The organism is Reyranella sp., assembly GCF_017305915.1.
Classification (GTDB): Bacteria; Pseudomonadota; Alphaproteobacteria; order Reyranellales; family Reyranellaceae; genus Reyranella.
Genome location: NZ_JAFKJN010000012.1, coordinates 151323 through 169284, shown reverse-complemented (window position 1 = coordinate 169284; position 17962 = coordinate 151323). Strand labels below are relative to the sequence as shown.

Here is a 17962-nt window from a genome sequence, read left to right as displayed (position 1 = left end):
CTCACCCTGAGAAGCGGCCGCAAGGCCGCGTCTCGAAGGGTGGCAACGAACGTGGTACGGGTTGCCATCCTTCGAGACGCGGGCCTGCGGCCCGCTCCTCAGGATGGAGGTGGGGGCAAGACGTGAGCCATATTCATGCCGGCCGGGAGCTGTTCCTGGAGGAAATGCAGGAACTCCGGGTCGACGTTTCACGTGAAACACGCGACCAGCTCGAGGCGATGGTCCATACCCTGGGCCGCTGGCAGAAGGCCATCAACCTGGTCGGCAAGGCCACTCTGGAGGACATCTGGGTCCGCCATATCCTCGATTCGGCCCAGCTTATTCCCCTGATCCCGAAAAGCGCCCAGACCCTGACCGACCTGGGCAGCGGCGGCGGCTTTCCCGGGCTGGTCCTGGCGGCCCTGCGGCCGGACCTCGACGTGACCCTGATCGAATCGGATGCCCGCAAGGGCGCGTTCCTGGCCGAGGCCGGACGCCGGATATCCTTGAAGAAGCTGCCGAAAGTGGTGATCTCCCGGATCGAGGCGGCGCCGCCGGCCCAAGCCGATGTCGTGACCGCCCGGGCGCTGGCGCCGCTCGGCCAGTTGCTCGTTTGGGCTGCGCCGCATCGCGCCGATACCGCTATTTGCCTTTTCCACAAAGGGAAAGGGTGGCAGGCTGAGGTCACTAGCGCCAAAAAGGACTGGGACTTCGAAGCCCAGCCGTTCTCCAGCGTGACCGACCGTGAATCCGTCCTCCTCCGGATCAGCCAGTTCAGCGCCAAGAGTCTTCGCGATCGCTAACCAAAAGGGCGGCGTCGGGAAGACCACGACCGCTATCAATCTCGCGACCGCCCTGGCGGCCGTCGGCGAGAAGGTTTTGTTAATAGACTTGGATCCTCAGGGGAATGCCTCGACCGGTCTGGGCGTCCCCCGCAACGATCGTACGCCCGGCGCCTACGAATTCCTGGTCGGCCTCACCGCGCTCGACCAGGCGATCCGCGAAACCCAGATCCCGGGCCTGTCGATCATGCCGGCCAACGTCCAGCTCGCCGGCGCCGAGATCGAATTGATCGATCTGGAGCGGCGCGAGCATCGGCTGACCGACGCGCTCCATGCCGAGGGCAACAACGCGCGGGAACGCTGGGACACCATCCTGGTCGACTGCCCGCCCTCGCTCGGCCTGGTCACGTTGAACGCCCTGGTCGCGGTCGATGCCGTGCTGGTGCCTCTGCAGGCCGAGTTCCTGGCGCTCGAAGGCATCGGCGCGCTGCGCAACACGGTCGATCGGGTCAGGAAGGCGCTCAACCCTCAGTTGCACATCACCGGCGTGGTCCTCACCATGGTCGATCGCCGCATGACTTTGAGCCAGCAGGTCGAAGCCGATGTGCGCGGGCATTTCGGCGAGCTGGTGTTCGGCACCACCATCCCGCGCAACGTGCGCATCGCCGAGGCGCCCAGCCACGGCCTGCCGGTGATCATCTACGACAATGCCTGCGCCGGCGCCCAGGCCTACATCCTGCTCGCCAGCGAATTCATCCGACGCCGTCGAACCGCAGCCGATGCGGCGCTTCAACCTCCCGTGCCCCTTCCGGAACCGTCATGAGCCAGCCCCTCAAGCCGCGCGGCCTCGGCCGCGGTCTCAGCGCTCTGCTCGGCGACGAAGACGTTGCCGCCACCGTCGCCCCGCCGATCGCCGCCATGCCGCCGCGGCCGGCCAACCGCGCGCCGACGACCTTGCCGACGGCGCATCTGCACGCCGGAAAATACCAGCCGCGCACCACCTTCGAGCACATCGACGCGCTGGTCGAATCGGTCAAGCAGTACGGACTTTTGCAACCCATACTTGTGCGGCCGATCCCTGGTGTGCCGGACGGCTACGAGATCGTCGCCGGCGAGCGGCGCTGGCGGGCGGCGCAGAAGGCGCAATTGCACGAGGTGCCGGTCGTCATCCGCACCCTCGACGACCTCGATGCCCTGCAGCTCGCGCTGGTCGAGAACCTGCAGCGTTCGGATCTGTCGGCGGTCGACGAGGCGCAGGGCTATCGCCGGCTGATGACCGACTTCAACCAGACCCAGGACGAGATCGCCCACACCATGGGCAAGAGCCGGCCGCATATCGCCAACACGCTGCGGCTGCTGGATCTGCCCGAGGGGATCCGCGAGATGATCCGCCGCGACGAGATCTCGGCCGGCCACGGCCGCCAGCTCCTGACCTTCCCCGATCCCGAGGCTGTCGCGGCGCGGGTGGTGGCCGAGAAGCTCTCGGTCCGCGACCTCGAGAAGCTCGCCGCCGGCGAGCGGCTGAAGAAGGCGTCCGGCGGCGGCAACAAGAGGTCGCCGGCGCCGAGCGCCTCCAAGAGCGCCGACACCAAGGCGCTCGAGAAGCGCATCGAGGAGGCGCTGGGCCTCAAGGCCTCGCTCCACGAGGGCAGCGGCGAGAAGACCGTGCTGACCCTGCAGATCGACAACTACGACCAGCTCGACACCGTGGTGGAGCGCCTGACGCGGCGTTAGGCGTCCCTCTTTGGAGGCGAACGCCGTTCGCGGCGTGACATGGTGTATCGGTTCTGTTGACCGCGAGTCGTCGTAGGAGTCTAATCAAGCAAACAAAAAAGAGCCCCTCGCCACGAGGACGAGGGGCCTACGCTAGTACTACGCTGCTTTCCCGCCGCGCTAACGGCAGGGCCAAGAACGAGTATGGGCTCTCACCCACTCGTCCTTGCCGAACCTTACCCTGTGGTAGGCCCGCACGTGTACGGGCCCGCCCCAGGGAAAGGCTCCTTGCCGGTCATCGAACATGGAATGCTCCAGACCAAGGGCGGGATTCAGGGTCGTGTCCCATTTGGTGGTGTATCTGGCAGTAGCAAGGCCGCGAGCGAGCGCGCTCTACGCTCCGCCTCAGAAGAGCGCGGGCAAGTTGGAGTATCCGGAGGTCCGATTCGCTGACCGGAACTTCTGAATGCGGTTCAATAAACTTCGGGCAACCACCTCTCTAGGGTCGTCTGTGTGGGGTGCTCAAAACGGAATGTCGTCATCCAGCTCAGCCTTACTGCGCGTCGCCGGTCGGCGGGGACCAGGCGGCGGACTAAAGTCATCGTCAGATGGCGGCGCTTTAGGGCGCTCACGCTCTCTCCATTCTCGCTGATTGTAGTCATCCGCTAGGTATTCCCATGCCCAGCTGTTTGACGAACGGCTGAAGCGAAATCGGAACTCGGTTTCCTCTGGATCGTCCTTCACGAGGTAGGCGCAAAGGGAGGACGAATCCAAAGTTGTGCTGGCGATAAGCGGATGGTCGACAAGAATCTGCATAATGATGTCGCCGAGGGATTGACCACTACGGCTTGCTTCCTGACATCGCGCGAACAGGTCGTCCCAAGTGTCATACCTGCGTAGACCACCCTCGATCAGCAGCTTGAGCGAGTCGCTTTTCGACATGTGGCCCACGCGCGCGCGAAAGGCCTCGATGCGCTTGGCCAATTCCGCTGGAAGCGTGACTAATTCCCGTGTGCTTTTCGTTGGCGAGTCGCCCATGTATCTCTCTGTGACGCCACCGAATCGTAGCGTAGTCTCGGCTGATCGTCGAGTGCATATGATGCCTTCTTGCTCTGCCCACAACGAGTCATCGACGTTACTCATCGACTCCCGGTCGCTGCAAACCACGAAAGAATTTGCAGTCTTCTTGACCGGCCTCTTGGCGCCCGCGGCCGGGAGTTTTTTGGAATGACATTGAAGGGCGCCACACGCTCTGGCGATTTCATTGATTACCGACCGCGTAATCGCCTCGGCGCGTCCGCCGGCGCAACTCTCTCCGCATCAGTCGGGGAGAGTGCCATGTCCGTCCTGTCCGCGCGTACCCAACGCCTCCTCGAAGCGCCGGTCCTGCCGCTGCTGCTGACGCTCGCCGCGCCCAACATCGGCGAGGCGGCGGCGCGCATCACCTTCCTGACCGCCGATGCGCTCTTCGTGTCGTGGCTGGGCAGCGACGCGCTGGCCGGCGTCGCGGTCGTCTTCCCGCTGTTCCTGGTGCTGCAGACCGCGACTGCTTCGGGCATCGGCTCGGGCGTGTCGTCGGCGATCGGCCGCGCGCTCGGCGCCGGCGACCCTGCCCGGGCGCAGTCGCTGGCCGGCGTCGGCCTCGCGATCGCGCTGGTCGGCGCGGTGCTGACGACGGCGCTGCTGCTGGCGTTCGGGCCGGCGCTCTACGCGGCGATGGGCCTGAAAGAACGCGCGCTCGAGATGGCGATCGCCTACGGCGCGGTGCTGTTCGGCGGCTCGGCCTTCGTGTGGTTGCAGAACGTCCTGGCCAACGTCTCGCGCGGCGCCGGCAACATGGTTGTGCCGGCTTTCTCTATTGCAATCGGCGAAGCGTTCCACCTCGCGCTGTCGCCGGCGCTGATCACCGGCTGGGGTCCCTTCCCGCAGCTCGGCATCCTCGGCGCCGCGCTGGCCGCGTTGTCGGCCTATGCCGTCGGCACGATCGTGCTGGTGCTGCATCTGGTGTCGCGCCAGGCGCTGGTGCGTCTGCGGGCCGCGGCGCTGCGGCTGCGCCGCGACGAAGCGGTCGCGATCCTACGCGTCGGCGGGCTGTCGGCGATGAGCGCGCTGATGTTCCAGATCACGACGTTCTTCGTCGCGGGCCTGGTCGCGAGCCTCGGCAGCGCGGCGGTCGCGGGCTATGGCGCCGCGGTACGGCTGGAGCTGCTGCAGTACCCGATCACCTTCGCCTTCGGCTCGGCGGTGATCACCATGGTGGCGACCGCGGTCGGCGCGCGCGAGTTCGAGCGCGCCCGGCGCGCCGCCTGGATCGGCGCGGCCGTGGCGGCGGCGATCGGCCTGATCTTCACCTCGATCGCCCTGGCCGCGGGGCGCTGGATGGGCCTGTTCACCACCGATCCGGCGGTGCGCGAGCTGGGTGTGCTCTATCTCCATTGCCAGGCGGTGGTGTTCCCGTTCACCGGCGCCGCGCTCGCCTGCTACTTCGCGACGGTCGGTCTCGGCACCGTCGTGGGCCCGTTCCTGCTCGCGCTGCTGCGCCTCGTCGTCGCCGTCGCCGGCGGCTGGCTGGCACTGTCGATCGGCGACGGCCCGCTCGGCCTGTTCGCCGCCAGCGCCGTGGCCTTCGTGGCCTTCGCGATCGGCCTGCTGGTGATCACCCGCCGCCGCTTCGATGCCCTCACCCGGCGCTGAGGGCGGCGGCCACCCGGCGCCATTCGGCCTGCAGGGCCTCGATGTCGTCGCCGCGGCCGGACTTCTCGACGGTCGCCGCGAGATCGCCCAGGGTCGTGGCGCCGGCCGAGCGGGCGGCGCCCTTGAGCTTGTGAGCGAGCTCGGTGAGCTGCTCGCGGTCCTGGCGGGCGGCCGCGATCTCGGCGACCAGCCGGGCGCCGGCGTCGCGGAAGCGGCCGAGCACGCGGGCGACCGTCACGGCATTGCCGCCGAACATGCCCTCGACCACCGAGCGGTCGATCGCAGGCGTCGCGTCGCCGATCGCCCAGCGCGCCACCGCCTCGCGCAGGCGATCCAGGGTCAGCGGCTTGGTCAGGTAGTCGTCCATGCCCGCGTCGAGGCAGCGCTCGGCCTCGCCCTTCAGGGCATTGGCGGTGAGCGCCACGATCGGCGTGCGCGGCCGGTTGAGCGCGCTTTCGTCGGCCCGCATCTGGCGGGTCAGCTCGAAGCCGTCCATGTCGGGCATGTGGATGTCGGTCAGCACCAGCGCGTGGCTGCGCTCGCGCCACAGGGTCAGCGCCTCGATGCCGTTGGTCGCCGTGTCGAGCGCCAGCCCCAGCACCTCGAACTGGCCGACCAGCACCTCGAGATTGATCTCCGAATCGTCGACCGCCAGCACGCGGATGCCGTCGGCGGTCAGGCTGAGCGTCTCCGCCTTGTCGGCCGCGATGGCGCCGGCGCTGCCGCGCCGCACGGTGACCGTGACGGTGAAGGTCGAGCCCTCGCCCGGCGCGCTCTCGAGCGTGGCATCGCCGTCCATCAGCTCGGCCAGCCGCCGCACGATCGACAGGCCGAGGCCGGTGCCGCCGTAGCGCCGCGTCGTCGAGCTGTCGGCCTGCGAGAACGGCTTGAACAGCCGCGACTGCTGCTCGGGCGTCATGCCGATGCCGGTGTCGCGCACGCTCAGCGCCAGGGTGACGGTGTCGTCGTCCTGCGCCACCGCGCGGGCGCGCACGGCGATGCTGCCGACCTCGGTGAACTTCACCGCATTGCCGATCAGGTTGAACAGGACCTGATGCAGCCGCGTCGCATCGGCCAACAGGGAGTCGGGCGTGCCGGCCTCGACCTCGGTGGTGAGCCTCAGCCCCTTCTTCTCGACCTGCGCCGTCAGCATCTCGGCGGCGCCCTGGATCAGCGCGCGCAGCGAGCACGGCGCCTCCTCGAGCTCCATGCGGCCGGCCTCGATCTTGGAGAAGTCGAGGACGTCGTCGATGATGCGCATCAGCGCCGCCGCCGAGCTCCGGATGGTGCCGACCATGCGCTTCTGCCGCTCGATCAGCGGCTCGCGCTCGAGCAGCTCGGCGGTGCCGATCACGCCGTTCATCGGCGTCCTGATCTCGTGGCTCATGGTGGCGAGGAAGGTCGATTTGGCCTGGTTGGCGGCCTCGGCCTCGTCCTGCGCCGCCTTGGCGAGGTCGCGCTCGCGCCTGAGGTCGCGCTGGCGATGGCGCAACTCGCTGATGTCTGAGAATAGGGTCACGAAGCCGCCCGAGCGGGTGCGCCGCGAGGTCATGCGGGTCCACGACTGCTCCATGTAGGGCAGCTCGAGCGCGCCCTCGCCGCGGCGATGGATCTCCAGGATCTGCTGGGTCAGCCGATCGGCCTCCTGCTCCTCGACCGGCTTGCCGAGCAGCTCGAACTGCGCCCGCATCGCCGCGCGCGCCGCGACCTCGAGCGTGGTGCCGGGCTCGACGATCTCGGGGATGTCGCGGCAGACGAAGCGGTAGGCCGCGTTGCACTGGATCAGCCGCTCGTCGGCGTCCCAGATGCCGACGCCGCCGTCGAGGCTCGACATCGCGTCGTCGAGCAGGGTCTGCGCCGCCTCGGTACGGGCGCGCGCCGCTTCGATCGCCTCCTGCTGCTCCTTGAGCTGGGTGATGTCGCGGTAGATCGCCAGCATGCCGCCGTCGGGGATCGGCCGGAAGTTGAACTCGACGATCTGGCCCGAGATCGTGCGCCGCTCGTAGCGCGCGCCGCCGGGATTGCGCATGATCGCCATCCGTTCGGCGACCTTGGCCTCGATCTCGAGCTCGTTGGTGACCGGGCCGAAGTCGCCGCGCCGGGCCTGGAAGCGGATGACGTCGACCCCCGACTTGCCGGCGCCCGAGACCTCGGGCGGCAGGCGCAGGAACTCGTCGACCTGGCGGTTGACGAAGACCGAGCGGAGGTCCTTGTCGAGCAGCAGCACGCCGTCGATCATGTTGTCGAGCACCCGCTGCAGGGTCTGGCGCGTCTGCTCCGATTCGGCGCGGGCGGCCTCGAGCCGCGCCTCCTGCTCGACGATTTCGGTGATGTCGCGGTGGATGGTGAGCACGCGGCCGTCGCTGAGCCGCCGGTAGGTCACCTCGACGGTGCGGCCGGTGGTGGTGCGCCGCCGCTCCGGCGGCTGGTCGATCGCCTCGGAGAAGCGCCGGACCCGGCTCTGGATCCAGCCGTTCAGCCCGCCCGGCAGCTGGTCGGCCGGCCCGTAATCGCCGCGCATGGCGCGGTAATGGACGATGTCGGCGAAGGTCGGCAGCGTCGCCAGCAGGTCGTTCGACATGTTGTGCAGCTTGGCCATCGCCGGGTTCTGGTAGACCCATCGGCCGTCGGCCTCGTAGAGCAGCACGCCGTCGCTGAGATTGTCGAACACCGACTGCAGCACCGCGCGGGTGTCGGTCGCCTCCTTCTCGCGGCGCTTGACCTCGGAGATGTCGACCAGGCTGACCACGATGCTGCCCGCCTTGGTGCGTCGCGCCTGGCCGCGCATCCAGCGGTCGGGGCCGAGCTTGTATTCCGCCACCTCGCCGTTGCTCTGGTGCAGCTCGATGGCGCGGGCGATGAACTCCTCCTCGCGGCCGCGCGGCGCGATCGGATGGGGCAGCTTGTAGGCCGCGGCATGGGCGGCGGTGCGGAAGGTGACGCCGGGCGTGATCGCCTCCGGCACGTGCTGCATGTAGCCGGCATAGGCCTCGTTGCACAGGATCAGCCGATCGTCGGTCCACAGCGAGATCGCGATCGGCAGGCTCTCGATCGCGTCGTTCAGGGCATCGTGCGCCAGCCGCGCCTTGGCCTCGGCCAGGGCGTTGAGGCGGGCGAGATTCTCGTTGGCCATGACCAGCGCCACCTGGGCGCGCTGGTTGCGGACGTGGAAGGCGTTCTGCATCAGGAGCGCCGTCAGGTAGATCAGCGCTCCGGCGCCGATCGCCAGCGACAGCGGGTCGTCCGACAGGAACGCCGCCACCGCCAGCAGGCTCAAGTCGAAGCCGGCGAAGGCGAGATAGCTGCGCGGCTCGTAGACGCGGCCCGGCGCCAGCGCCGCGGTCAGCGCCAGGCAGGCAGCGATCAGCACCCGCGGATCGGGATAGGGCAGAAGGAACAAGAGCGCGCCGCCGCCGCCGTAGGCGATGCCGGTCATCGCCGCGCACGAGATGTACAGCCAGCGCCAGGCCTCGTTCGAACGAGCGTCCGGATTGCGCGGATAGGCCCAGCTCAGCCAGACGAAGCCCACGATCGCCAGGATATGCAGCGCGGCGGGGCCGGCGATCATCCACCACGGGGCGAGGCCCCAATAGGCGATGCTGAACACCACCCAGACGGTGAGGGAAAACAGCCGTAGCGGCGTGTGGCCGCCGAGCAGCCGCGCCGTCAGCACCCGGTCGACTCGCGCCGGATCGGGCGGCGAAATCTGGAGACTGGCGTCCATCGCCTATCGTCCCACAACCCGGATTCCCAGAGGTAACGTGGGGCACCTGAATTGTTTCGTTGGTAACGTCGGCGGTATCAACATTACCGACGAAACCAATTTGCTCGATCGGCGCAATTGGCGAGAAACCGGCCGGCGCTAAAACGCTTCCCGTCATTCCTCCCCAAGCGTTGGCCTCACACCACCAACGCTCACGGCCCGGACCTCCCAACACCTCCGGCCGTACAGACGGCGCCTTCGGGCGCCGTCTTTTTTGTGCAGGGGCTTAGAGCGTATTCTTGAGGTTGTCGCTCGGCCCCGGCAGGATGAGCCATGGCCGCCAAGCCGAAAGATCCCCGCCCGCACGTCATCGTGGTCGAGGACGAACAGTTTCAACGGGAAACCCTGGTGGATTTCCTGGACGACAAGGGTTATCGCGCGTCCGGAGTCGAATCAGGCGCGGCGTTGCGCAAGCTGGTTGAGAAGGATCCGCCCGCTCTGGTGCTGCTCGACCTGCGACTGCCCGGCGGCGAGGACGGATTCTCCCTGGCGCGTTACCTGCGCGAGCGCAGCAAGCGCATGGGCATCATCATGGTGACGGCGAGCGACGACACCGTCGACCAGGTGGTCGGCCTCGAGACCGGCGCCGACGACTACATCGCCAAGCCCTACGAGGCGCGCGCGCTGCTCGCCCGCATCAAGGCGGTGCTGCGTCGCGCCGGCGGCGCGCAGGCGGCGACGCCGGGCGAGCGCATCCGCATGGGCAGGTGCCTGCTCGACCTGGTCGGCCGGCGCATGACATCGCTCGGCGGCGAGGAAGTTCCGCTGCGTGCCGGCGAGTTCGAATTGCTGAAGCTGTTCGCCGAGAATCCCAACCGGCCGCTCAGCCGCGATTGGCTGCTCGAGACCACCAGCCATCGCGAGATGGAGGCGTTCGACCGCGCGATCGACATCCGCATCCTGCGAATCCGTCGCAAGATCGAGGTCGATCCGGCGCGGCCGACATCGATCCGCACCGTCCGCGGCGCGGGCTACATGTTCGTGCCGCCCGACGATTAGAGAAGGCATCCTCCCCCTATGAATGGGGAGGGATAGTCTTTACCGCCCGGCCGCGCGAGCCAACGACAGGCAGAGCCGGCGCGCGATCGCCTGGTCGGGGAGGCCGGTCGTCTTGCACTCGAGCTCGGCGTCGAGGATGCGCGTCAGCGCCAGGCCGAGCCGCGTCAGCGGCCAGCGGCGCAGATGGCCTTCGAAGCGCCGGCGCACCGGGCCGCCGCGCGGCAGGCCGCGGGCCTTGAACATCGCCGCTTCCATGTTGCCGCCCCTGGCGTGGCCGGAGACGAGGTGCAACTGGTCGGCATGGCGCTGCAGGGCGCGCACCAGCTGCACCGCGTTGCCGCCTTCGGCGAACACCCGGTCGAGCGCGCGGTCGAGCGTCACGAGATCGCCGTCGAAGGTCGCGCCGACCACGTCGTCGATATCCATCGCCGAGGTGTCGCCCAGCACCGCAGCGGCGTCGCCGAGGCTGATGGTCTTGCTCGCGTCGTCGGCCTTGTAGAGCAGCAGCTTGTCGATCTCGCTGCGGCTCTGGCCGCGGTCGCCGCCCAGCCGATCGATCATCCAGGCGAGGGCATCCTCCTCCACGACGAAGCCCTCGGCGCGCGCGGCACCCTCGACCAGCCGTTCGAGATCCTCCGTCGTGTCGGCGTAGCACGGCAGCGCCGCCAGATTGGGCTCGGTCTCGGCCAGGCTGCGCAGGCCCGAGCGCGGCGTCAGGTTGCCGCCTTCGAGGATGATCAGCGCATCGCCGGCACCCGCCTGCGCCAGGTTCTCCAGCGCCGCCGCCGATTCCTCGCCGGCCGGCCGCACCCGGATCACCCGCCGCCCGCCGATCAGCGACATCGCGCCGAATTCGTCGGCCAGCCTGGCCGGGTCGCCCTTCAGCGCGTCGCCGGCGATGTCGACCACGCGGAACGGGTCCTTGAGGTCCTCGCACACGGTCTTCGCCAGCTGGGCCGCCCGCTCGGCGATCAGGCCGTCGTCATTGCCATGGATCACCACGCCGCGGATCTTCGGATCCGGCTTCTTCAGGAAGGCGTCGACCTGGCGGGGCTCGATTTTCACCGCCGCTCTATACCATCCTCGGCGAAATCGCTCTAAGACGAACCAGATGCGGCGCTTGCTTCTGGATCATTTCGGCCTGGCACGGCCCTACCGTTTCGAGCGCACGCTATTGGCCGTGCTGGCCTTCGCCGTGCTGCTGGCGATGGCGATCGCCGCCTGGATGCTGTGGAAGATCGGCGGGCTCTTCCCCGGCACCCAGCGCGCGACCTACTTCTGGTATCTGCTCGGGCTGGTGCTGGTCGCGCTGGCGCTGCTGCGCTGGCCGAAGGTGGCGATGGTGCTGCTGGCATGGGCCACGATCGATCTCGGCCTCGGCATCGCCACGCCCTTGTTGCCGCAGAACGTCAGCGATCCGGTGCGCTTTGCCTGGCATCCGCTGCTGCAGGTCGTCCCGATCCCCTCGCTCGACCTGACGACCGCCGGCGGCGTGAAGCTGCACCACACCTCGCAGGGCACGCGCGGGCGCGAGCCGACCGAGCGCGAGCTGGCCGAGCGCACGATCGTCGCGGCAGTCGGCGGCTCCAGCACCTACGACGTGGCGGTGAACGACGGCCAGACCTGGGCCGACCGACTGCAGCAGGCGCTGGGCGACCGCTTCCTGGTGATCAATCACGGCGTGCCCGGGTACTCGACCGTGGAGCACGTGGTGCAGACCGCGTTCTACCAGGACAAGTTCGGCAAGCAGCCGCGCTGCGCGATCTACTACGTCGGCTGGAACGACATCCGCAACGCCCACATCGACCATCTCGATCCCGGCTACGCCGACTTCCATCTGCCGTCGCAGATCGACACGCTGCAGGTGCGCCGCTTCGGCGGCGCGAAGGTCACCTTCTCGCCGCTGCTCACGGTGCTGGCGCGCCTGGTCAGTGCGCTGGTCGATACGGTGCAATACGCGCCGACCTTCAGCGGGACCATCAAGCCCGGCTCCGATCCCGCCGTCGAAGCCGACTTCGAGCGCAACGTGCGGACGATCTCGGCGATCAACCGCGAGCGCGGCGTGCGCACCCTGTGGGTCGGCCAGCTGCTCAACCGCGCCCGGCTGCGCGGCGCCGGGCAGTATGGCTGGCTGCCCTACGTGCTCGACCGGGACGTGTGGCCATTGCAGGCGCGCTTCAACGAGATCCTGGGGCGCACCGCCCAATCGCTCGGCGATCCGCTGATCGCGGCGCCGATCGAGGCCTTCGGCACCGCCGACTTCTCCGACGAAGGCCACTTCTCCGTCACCGGCGCCGCCAGGTTCGCGGGCTACGTCGCGCCGGTCGTGGCGCGCGAGTGCGGGTCGCCCTGACCATGGCTGCTCCGAGCAAATCGACGGCGACCTTCCAACAGGCGGTCGCGGTCTACCGTCAGGGACGGTTGGGCGAGGCCGAGGCCCTCTGCCGCAAGACGCTGAGGACGGACCCCAAACATGTCCCGGCCCTGCACCTGTTGGGCGTGATCTGCCTGCGCAAGCGCGATCCGGCGGCGGCGGTCGAGGCTTTCGGCCGCCTCCTAAAGCTGCAACCGGACAGTCCCGACGTCCTCAACAACCAGGCGATGGCGCTCTACGACATCGGCCGGCGGGACGAGGCGCTGGCCAGCCTGGACAGGGCGCTCGCGCTCAGGCCGGACTATCGCGAGGCGTTGAACAACCGCGCCGGCCTGCTCGATGCGCTGCGGCGCTTCAGCGCGGCGGCCGAGACCTATGCCCGGCTGTGGGCCCTGGCTCCCGATCAGTCGCAGGCCCTCGGAAGCCTGCTTCAATCGCGCATGAACGCCTGCGATTGGACCGACTACGACAAGACGTCCGCCGAGATCGTTGCCCGCACCGCCCGCGGCGAGTGCCCGAACGACCCGGTGACCTTCACTTGGCATTCGCTGTCGCCGGCGCTGCAGCTGCGGTGCACGCAAGACTATGCCGCGCGCAAATTCCCGCTTCGGCCGCTGCCGCGGGGCGCCCGGACGGAGCACGAGCGCATCCGTGTCGCCTACCTGTCGTCCGATTTCCGCGAGCATCCGATCTCGTACATGTTCGTGCACCTGTTCGAACGCCACGACCGGGCGCGCTTCGAGGTGGTCGCCCTGTCCTACGGCGAGGATGACGGAAGCAACATCAGGCGGCGCCTCGAAACGGCGTTCGATCGCTTCATCGACGTCCGGAAACTGACCGACCTCGAGATTGCCCAGCTCATCCGGCGCGAGGGCATCGACATCCTCGTCGACCTGGTCGGGTACACGGGCGGCAACCGCGCGCAGATCCTGACCTACCGCCCCGCGCCGATCCAGGCCAACTTCCAGGGCTTCGGTCTGGGCGCATCGTTGATGGATTACGTCTTCTCCGACGCCGAGACGACTCCGGACAGGCTGCTTGAGGCGACCTATGGCGAGAAGGTCGTGCGTCTGCCCGATACGTGGGTGGCGACCGACACCGCGCAGCCGATTGCCGACACGACGCCGCGCCGTGCGGACGAAGGCTTGCCGGAACAGGGCTTCGTCTTCTGCTCGTTCAGCTCTCCCTACAAGATCAACCCGCCGGTCTTCGACGCCTGGATGCGCCTTCTCGCCGCCGTGCCGGGTAGCGTGCTGTGGTTGCGCTACGAACACGAAGACGCCTGCCGAAACCTCAGGAAGTCGGCGGAGCAGAGAGGCGTGGCGCCCGCTCGCCTGGTCTTCGCGCGCCGCATCGGCCTTGCCGAACATCTGGCGCGCCTGCGTCTCGCCGACCTGTTCATCGACACGTACCCTTACGGCGCCCACACGACGGCGAGCCATGCGCTGTGGGCGGGCCTGCCGCTGCTTACCCTGCGCGGCGAACCCTTCGTGTCCCGTGTGAGCGCCAGCATCCTGCAGGCGGTCGGACTGCCGGAACTGGTCACCGAATCGCTCGAGGCATACGAAGCCCGCGCGCTCGAGTTGGCGCGAGATCCCGGGCAGCTCGACACGCTGCGCCAGAAGCTCGCGCGCCAGCGTCCGACCGCGCCCTTGTTCGACAGCGAGCGCTATCGCCGGCATGTCGAGCAGGCCTATCTGCAGATGATGGAGCGGTTGCGGCGCGGCGAGCCGCCGGCCAGCTTCGACGTGCCCCCGATCGGCTAGCTGCGCCACGGGCTCAACGTCGGCGTGCGCTACGTCCGGTAGATCGTGCTCGGGGGATAACTCCCGCGCGGCGAAGTCATTCTGGGCAATGGAACGCGAATCGAAGCCGATGACTCTTGGCTTTTTCTCGCGGCCATTGCCCATATTAGGTTTGCCGCCGCGGTTGTGATCATCTGCACGAACGCATGCAGAAGCTCGACCTCATCGCCGTTCGTCAGCGGCCGCCACGCGCGACGGTTTTTGCCGTTTTTGCCGTTTTTGTCCGACGCGCCGATTATGCGCGCGCGCTAGACCACTACGTTGACGATGCGGTTGGGCACCACGATCACGCGCTTGGGCGTCTTGCCGTCGAGGCCGCGCACGACCTCGGGCATCGCCAGCGCGGTCTGCTCGGCGACGTCCTTGGCGACGTCCTTGGCGAGCTGGATGGTGCCGCGCAGCTTGCCGTTCATCTGCACCGCCACCGTGACGGTGTCGTCGACCAGCAGCGCGTCCTCGGCCGCGGGCCAGCCGGCATCGGCCAACAGACCGGTGTGGCCCAGGGCCTGCCACAGCTCCTCGGCGAGATGCGGCGTCATCGGGCCGATCAGGCGCACGAAGATCTCCAGCGTCTCGCGCAGCGCCCAGCGGCTCGCGTCGTCGCTGGCGTCGAAGCTGCCGATCGCGTTGGCGAGCTCGTAGAGGCGCGCCACCGCCTTGTTGAAATGGAAGGCCTCGATGTCGGTCGAGATGCCGGCGATCGTCTTGTGCGCCGCGCGGCGCAACTGCGTCGCCGTTTCCGGCATGGACTCCGGCTTCGGCATGCCGACCGGGGGCAGACTGGCCATCGCTTCGGTGGCGATGCGATGCAGCCGCTGCTGGAAGCGCCAGGCGCCGGTGACGCCGGCCTCGGTCCATTCGAGATCGCGCTCGGGCGGGCTGTCGGAGAGCATGAACCAGCGCGCGGTGTCGGCGCCGAAGTCGCGGATGATCTGGTCCGGGTCGACGACGTTCTTCTTCGACTTGGACATCTTCTCGGAGCGGCCGACCTCGACCGGCGTCTTGTCGGAGGCGCGCACCACGCCGCCGTCGTGCGTGCGTTCGATCTCTTCCGGCGTCAACCAGGTGCCGTCGCTCGCGCGATAGGTCTCGTGGCAGACCATGCCCTGGGTGAACAGGCCGTCGAACGGCTCGTCGCGGCTGGTCATCTGGACCTCGCGCATGGCGCGCGTCCAGAAGCGCGAATAGAGCAGGTGCAGGATCGCGTGCTCGACGCCGCCGATATATTGGTCGACCGGCATCCAGTAGTGGTTCTCCTCGCGATCGAACGGCGCCGTCTCCAGTTGAGGCGAGGTGAAGCGGTCGAAGTACCAGCTCGAATCGATGAAGGTGTCGAAGGTGTCGGTCTCGCGCCGCGCCGCCGCGCCGCAGGTCGGGCAGTCGACATGCTTCCACGTCGGATGATGGTCGAGCGGATTGCCCGGCTTGTCGAAGCTGACATCGTCGGGCAGGCGCACCGGCAGATCGGATTCCGGCACCGGCACGACACCGCACCTGTCGCAATGGATCGCCGGGATCGGGCAGCCCCAGTAGCGCTGGCGCGACACCAGCCAGTCGCGCAGGCGGTACTGGACGGTGCCCTTGCCGACGCCCATTTCCTCGAGCCGCGCGATCACCTTGGCCTTGGCGTCCTCGACCTCGAGGCCGTTCAGGAAATCGGAGTTGATGATCACGCCGTCCTCGACGAACGGCGCCTCGGCGACGCTGAACGACGCGGCGTCGGCGTCCTTCGGCATCACCACCGGCAGGATCGGCAGGCCGTACTTGGTCGCGAACTCGTGGTCGCGCTCGTCGTGGCCCGGGCAGCCGAAGATCGCGCCGGTGCCGTACTCCATCAGCACGAAGTTGGCGGCGTAGACCGGCAGCGTCTCGCCCGGCACCAGCGGATGCCTGGCGAGCAGCGGCAGCTTGTAGCCCTGTTTCTCGGCGGTCTCGATCTCGGCCGCGGCGGTGCCGGTCTTGTGGCACTCCTCGACGAAGCGCTGCAGGCCGGGGTCTTTCGCGGCGAGCTCGCTGACGATCGGATGGTCGACCGACAGGGCGGCGAACGAGGCGCCGTACAGCGTGTCGGGCCGGGTGGTGAAGATCTCGAGATTGCCGCGGGAAGCTCCGGCCGAATCGGTCAGCGTCCAGAACACGCGCGCGCCGCGGCTCTTGCCGATCCAGTTGGCCTGCATCAGGCGCACCTTCTCGGGCCAGCGGTCGAGCGTGGCCAGCCGCTCCAGCAGCTCGTCGGCGAAGTGGGTGATCTTGAGGTTCCACTGCGTCAGCTTGCGGCGCTCGACGACGGCGCCGGTGCGCCAGCCCTTGCCCTCGATCACCTGCTCGTTGGCCAGCACCGTCTGGTCGACCGGATCCCAGTTGACCCACGCCTCGCTCCGGTAGGCGAGCCCCGCCTCCCAGAAATCGAGGAACATCTTCTGCTCGTGGCGGTAGTACTCGGGATCGCAGGTCGCGAGCTCGCGGCTCCAGTCGAGGGACAGGCCCATCGACTTCAGCTGCCCCTTCATGGTGGCGATGTTGGCGTAGGTCCATTCCTTGGGATGGACCTTCTTCTCCATCGCGGCGTTCTCGGCCGGCAGGCCGAAGGCGTCCCAGCCCATGGGATGCAGCACGTTGAAGCCCTTGGCGCGGCGGTAGCGCGCGACCACGTCACCCTGGGTGTAGTTGCGGACGTGGCCCATATGGATGCGTCCCGACGGGTACGGGAACATCTCGAGCACGTAGTACTTGGGGCGCGCCTTATCCATCCGGGCGCGGAAGGTCTGGCGCTCCTCCCACGCCTGCTGCCACTTGGCCTCGGTCTCGCGGAAATTGTAACGCGGCGGCTGGGCCGCCTGGGACGACGACACGGTGGGACTCCCGAAAAAACTGAGGCCGCAGCGGATGCAAGCTGCGGCCCCTCAAGTCAAGCGTTCAGGGACGCGCTAGCCGCCTTGCTGGATGCGAAGCTGCCGGGCGCGGGTGAGAATCGCGTTCTCGATCTCGGTGTTGGTGCGCTGGTCGACCTGGGCATCGACCCAGCTGCCGCTCTTGCCGTTCTGGGTCTGCTTGAAGACCGAGACGCGCACGCCGTCGGCGCGCAGCTCGCGGTCGAGGATGGTGACCTGGACCTTCATGCGCTCGGTCGGCTGCTCGGCCGGAGTGTACCAGTCGGTGATGATGACCCCGCCGAACGGGTCGGCCGAGACCAGCGGGATGAAATTGATGGTGTCGAGCGAGGCGCGCCACAGGAAGGCGTTGACCGCCACGCCGGTGCCTCCGGTGTCCTTCTTCTCCGCCTTGGAGCCGAACAGGCCGCCGGGGCCGAACAGGCTGCCCTCTTCCTGGTAGCGGCCGCCGAGGCCGCTGGTGACGTCGCGCTTGGTGCGGTCGCCCGAGGGGCCGGACCGCTTCTCCTTCACCGACTCGGGGTCGCCGCCGCAGCCGGCCACGGCGACCGCCAAAAGGCCGGCCATCAGGAGCCGCCCCGCTGTCGGGCGCCGCATCGTGTCAAAAAAGCCTGCCATTCTCACTATCCCGCCCTTTGGCCGCCGATATCCCTGCGATATCGTCTCGCCCCGGCATTTTCGGGGCAAATTTGGCGCGGCGGACGATAGGCGGCTGTCTTGGGGACTTCAAGCGACGGCTTGGCGCGGGGCGTTTGGTCTCTTCGATGAACTATATAGTCTTAACATAAAACTAATAAAAAATCGCGATAAAGCGGCCCTCAAATGTGACAAACGCGCCACAGGTGTGGGGAGAATCGTTCAACCGGGCGTCGATTTCTTGACCCCTTTTCCCGCCCCGTGTTTCTATACCGGTACCGCTTGGCAGGGGTCGTGTGGGGCTGCGTTTCGAGCCTCCCGCCTTC

The 17962-nt window shown here is 68.0% G+C and carries 12 protein-coding genes; 7 read left to right on the top strand and 5 right to left on the bottom strand.

Annotated elements, in window-relative coordinates; translation table 11 throughout:
* The first annotated feature begins 122 nt into the window (after positions 1–122).
* Genes rsmG through J0J01_RS11080 form a run of 3 tightly spaced genes read left to right on the top strand, consistent with a single transcriptional unit; the run spans position 123 to position 2495 of the window.
* Positions 123–782, top strand: coding sequence for a 16S rRNA (guanine(527)-N(7))-methyltransferase RsmG (rsmG, locus tag J0J01_RS11090; protein ID WP_296380477.1), 660 nt, complete (start codon positions 123–125; stop codon positions 780–782).
* Positions 724–1584 (top strand): AAA family ATPase, encoded by an 861-nt coding sequence (locus J0J01_RS11085; protein ID WP_296380475.1) that lies wholly within the window; start codon positions 724–726, stop codon positions 1582–1584. Before rsmG ends, J0J01_RS11085 begins: the two co-directional genes overlap by 59 nt.
* Entirely contained in the window at positions 1581–2495 is a 915-nt protein-coding gene (locus J0J01_RS11080; protein ID WP_296380473.1) for a ParB/RepB/Spo0J family partition protein, read from the top strand. Before J0J01_RS11085 ends, J0J01_RS11080 begins: the two co-directional genes overlap by 4 nt.
* Before the next feature lie 501 nt (positions 2496–2996).
* On the opposite strand, the gene J0J01_RS11075 is transcribed toward J0J01_RS11080, so the two are convergent.
* Entirely contained in the window at positions 2997–3512 is a 516-nt protein-coding gene (locus J0J01_RS11075; RefSeq protein ID WP_296380471.1) for a hypothetical protein, read from the bottom strand.
* A 300-nt stretch (positions 3513–3812) separates the two neighbouring features.
* Here J0J01_RS11075 and J0J01_RS11070 point away from each other — a divergent pair, with 300 nt between their 5' ends.
* Positions 3813–5168, top strand: coding sequence for an MATE family efflux transporter (locus J0J01_RS11070; RefSeq protein WP_296380469.1), 1356 nt, complete (start codon positions 3813–3815; stop codon positions 5166–5168).
* On the opposite strand, the gene J0J01_RS11065 is transcribed toward J0J01_RS11070, so the two are convergent.
* Entirely contained in the window at positions 5155–8892 is a 3738-nt protein-coding gene (locus J0J01_RS11065) for a PAS-domain containing protein (RefSeq protein WP_296380467.1), read from the bottom strand. The two genes, J0J01_RS11070 and J0J01_RS11065, sit on opposite strands and share 14 nt — an antisense overlap.
* A 312-nt stretch (positions 8893–9204) precedes the next feature.
* Here J0J01_RS11065 and J0J01_RS11060 point away from each other — a divergent pair, with 312 nt between their 5' ends.
* Positions 9205–9930 carry a response regulator gene (locus J0J01_RS11060; RefSeq protein ID WP_296380465.1) on the top strand — a complete coding sequence of 242 codons (726 nt, stop codon included), beginning with the start codon at positions 9205–9207 and terminating at the stop codon, positions 9928–9930.
* A 39-nt stretch (positions 9931–9969) separates the two neighbouring features.
* Here J0J01_RS11060 and holA read toward each other — a convergent pair whose 3' ends face one another.
* Entirely contained in the window at positions 9970–10995 is a 1026-nt protein-coding gene (gene holA / locus J0J01_RS11055; RefSeq protein WP_296380463.1) for a DNA polymerase III subunit delta, read from the bottom strand.
* A 46-nt stretch (positions 10996–11041) separates the two neighbouring features.
* Here holA and J0J01_RS11050 point away from each other — a divergent pair, with 46 nt between their 5' ends.
* On the top strand, positions 11042–12283 hold the full coding sequence (locus J0J01_RS11050; RefSeq protein ID WP_296380462.1) for a hypothetical protein: 1242 nt from the start codon (positions 11042–11044) through the stop codon (positions 12281–12283).
* Positions 12268–14070: a tetratricopeptide repeat protein gene (locus J0J01_RS11045; protein WP_296380461.1), complete on the top strand. Its 1803-nt coding sequence runs from the start codon at positions 12268–12270 to the stop codon at positions 14068–14070. The genes J0J01_RS11050 and J0J01_RS11045 overlap by 16 nt, the downstream gene beginning before the upstream one ends.
* Before the next feature lie 287 nt (positions 14071–14357).
* Here the strand turns inward: J0J01_RS11045 and leuS are convergent, their stop codons facing one another.
* Positions 14358–16961 (bottom strand): leucine--tRNA ligase, encoded by a 2604-nt coding sequence (gene leuS, locus J0J01_RS11040; protein ID WP_296380460.1) that lies wholly within the window; start codon positions 16959–16961, stop codon positions 14358–14360.
* A 75-nt stretch (positions 16962–17036) separates the two neighbouring features.
* Positions 17037–17567 (bottom strand): DUF3576 domain-containing protein, encoded by a 531-nt coding sequence (locus tag J0J01_RS11035; RefSeq protein ID WP_296380459.1) that lies wholly within the window; start codon positions 17565–17567, stop codon positions 17037–17039.
* Between the last annotated feature and the right edge of the window lie 395 nt (positions 17568–17962).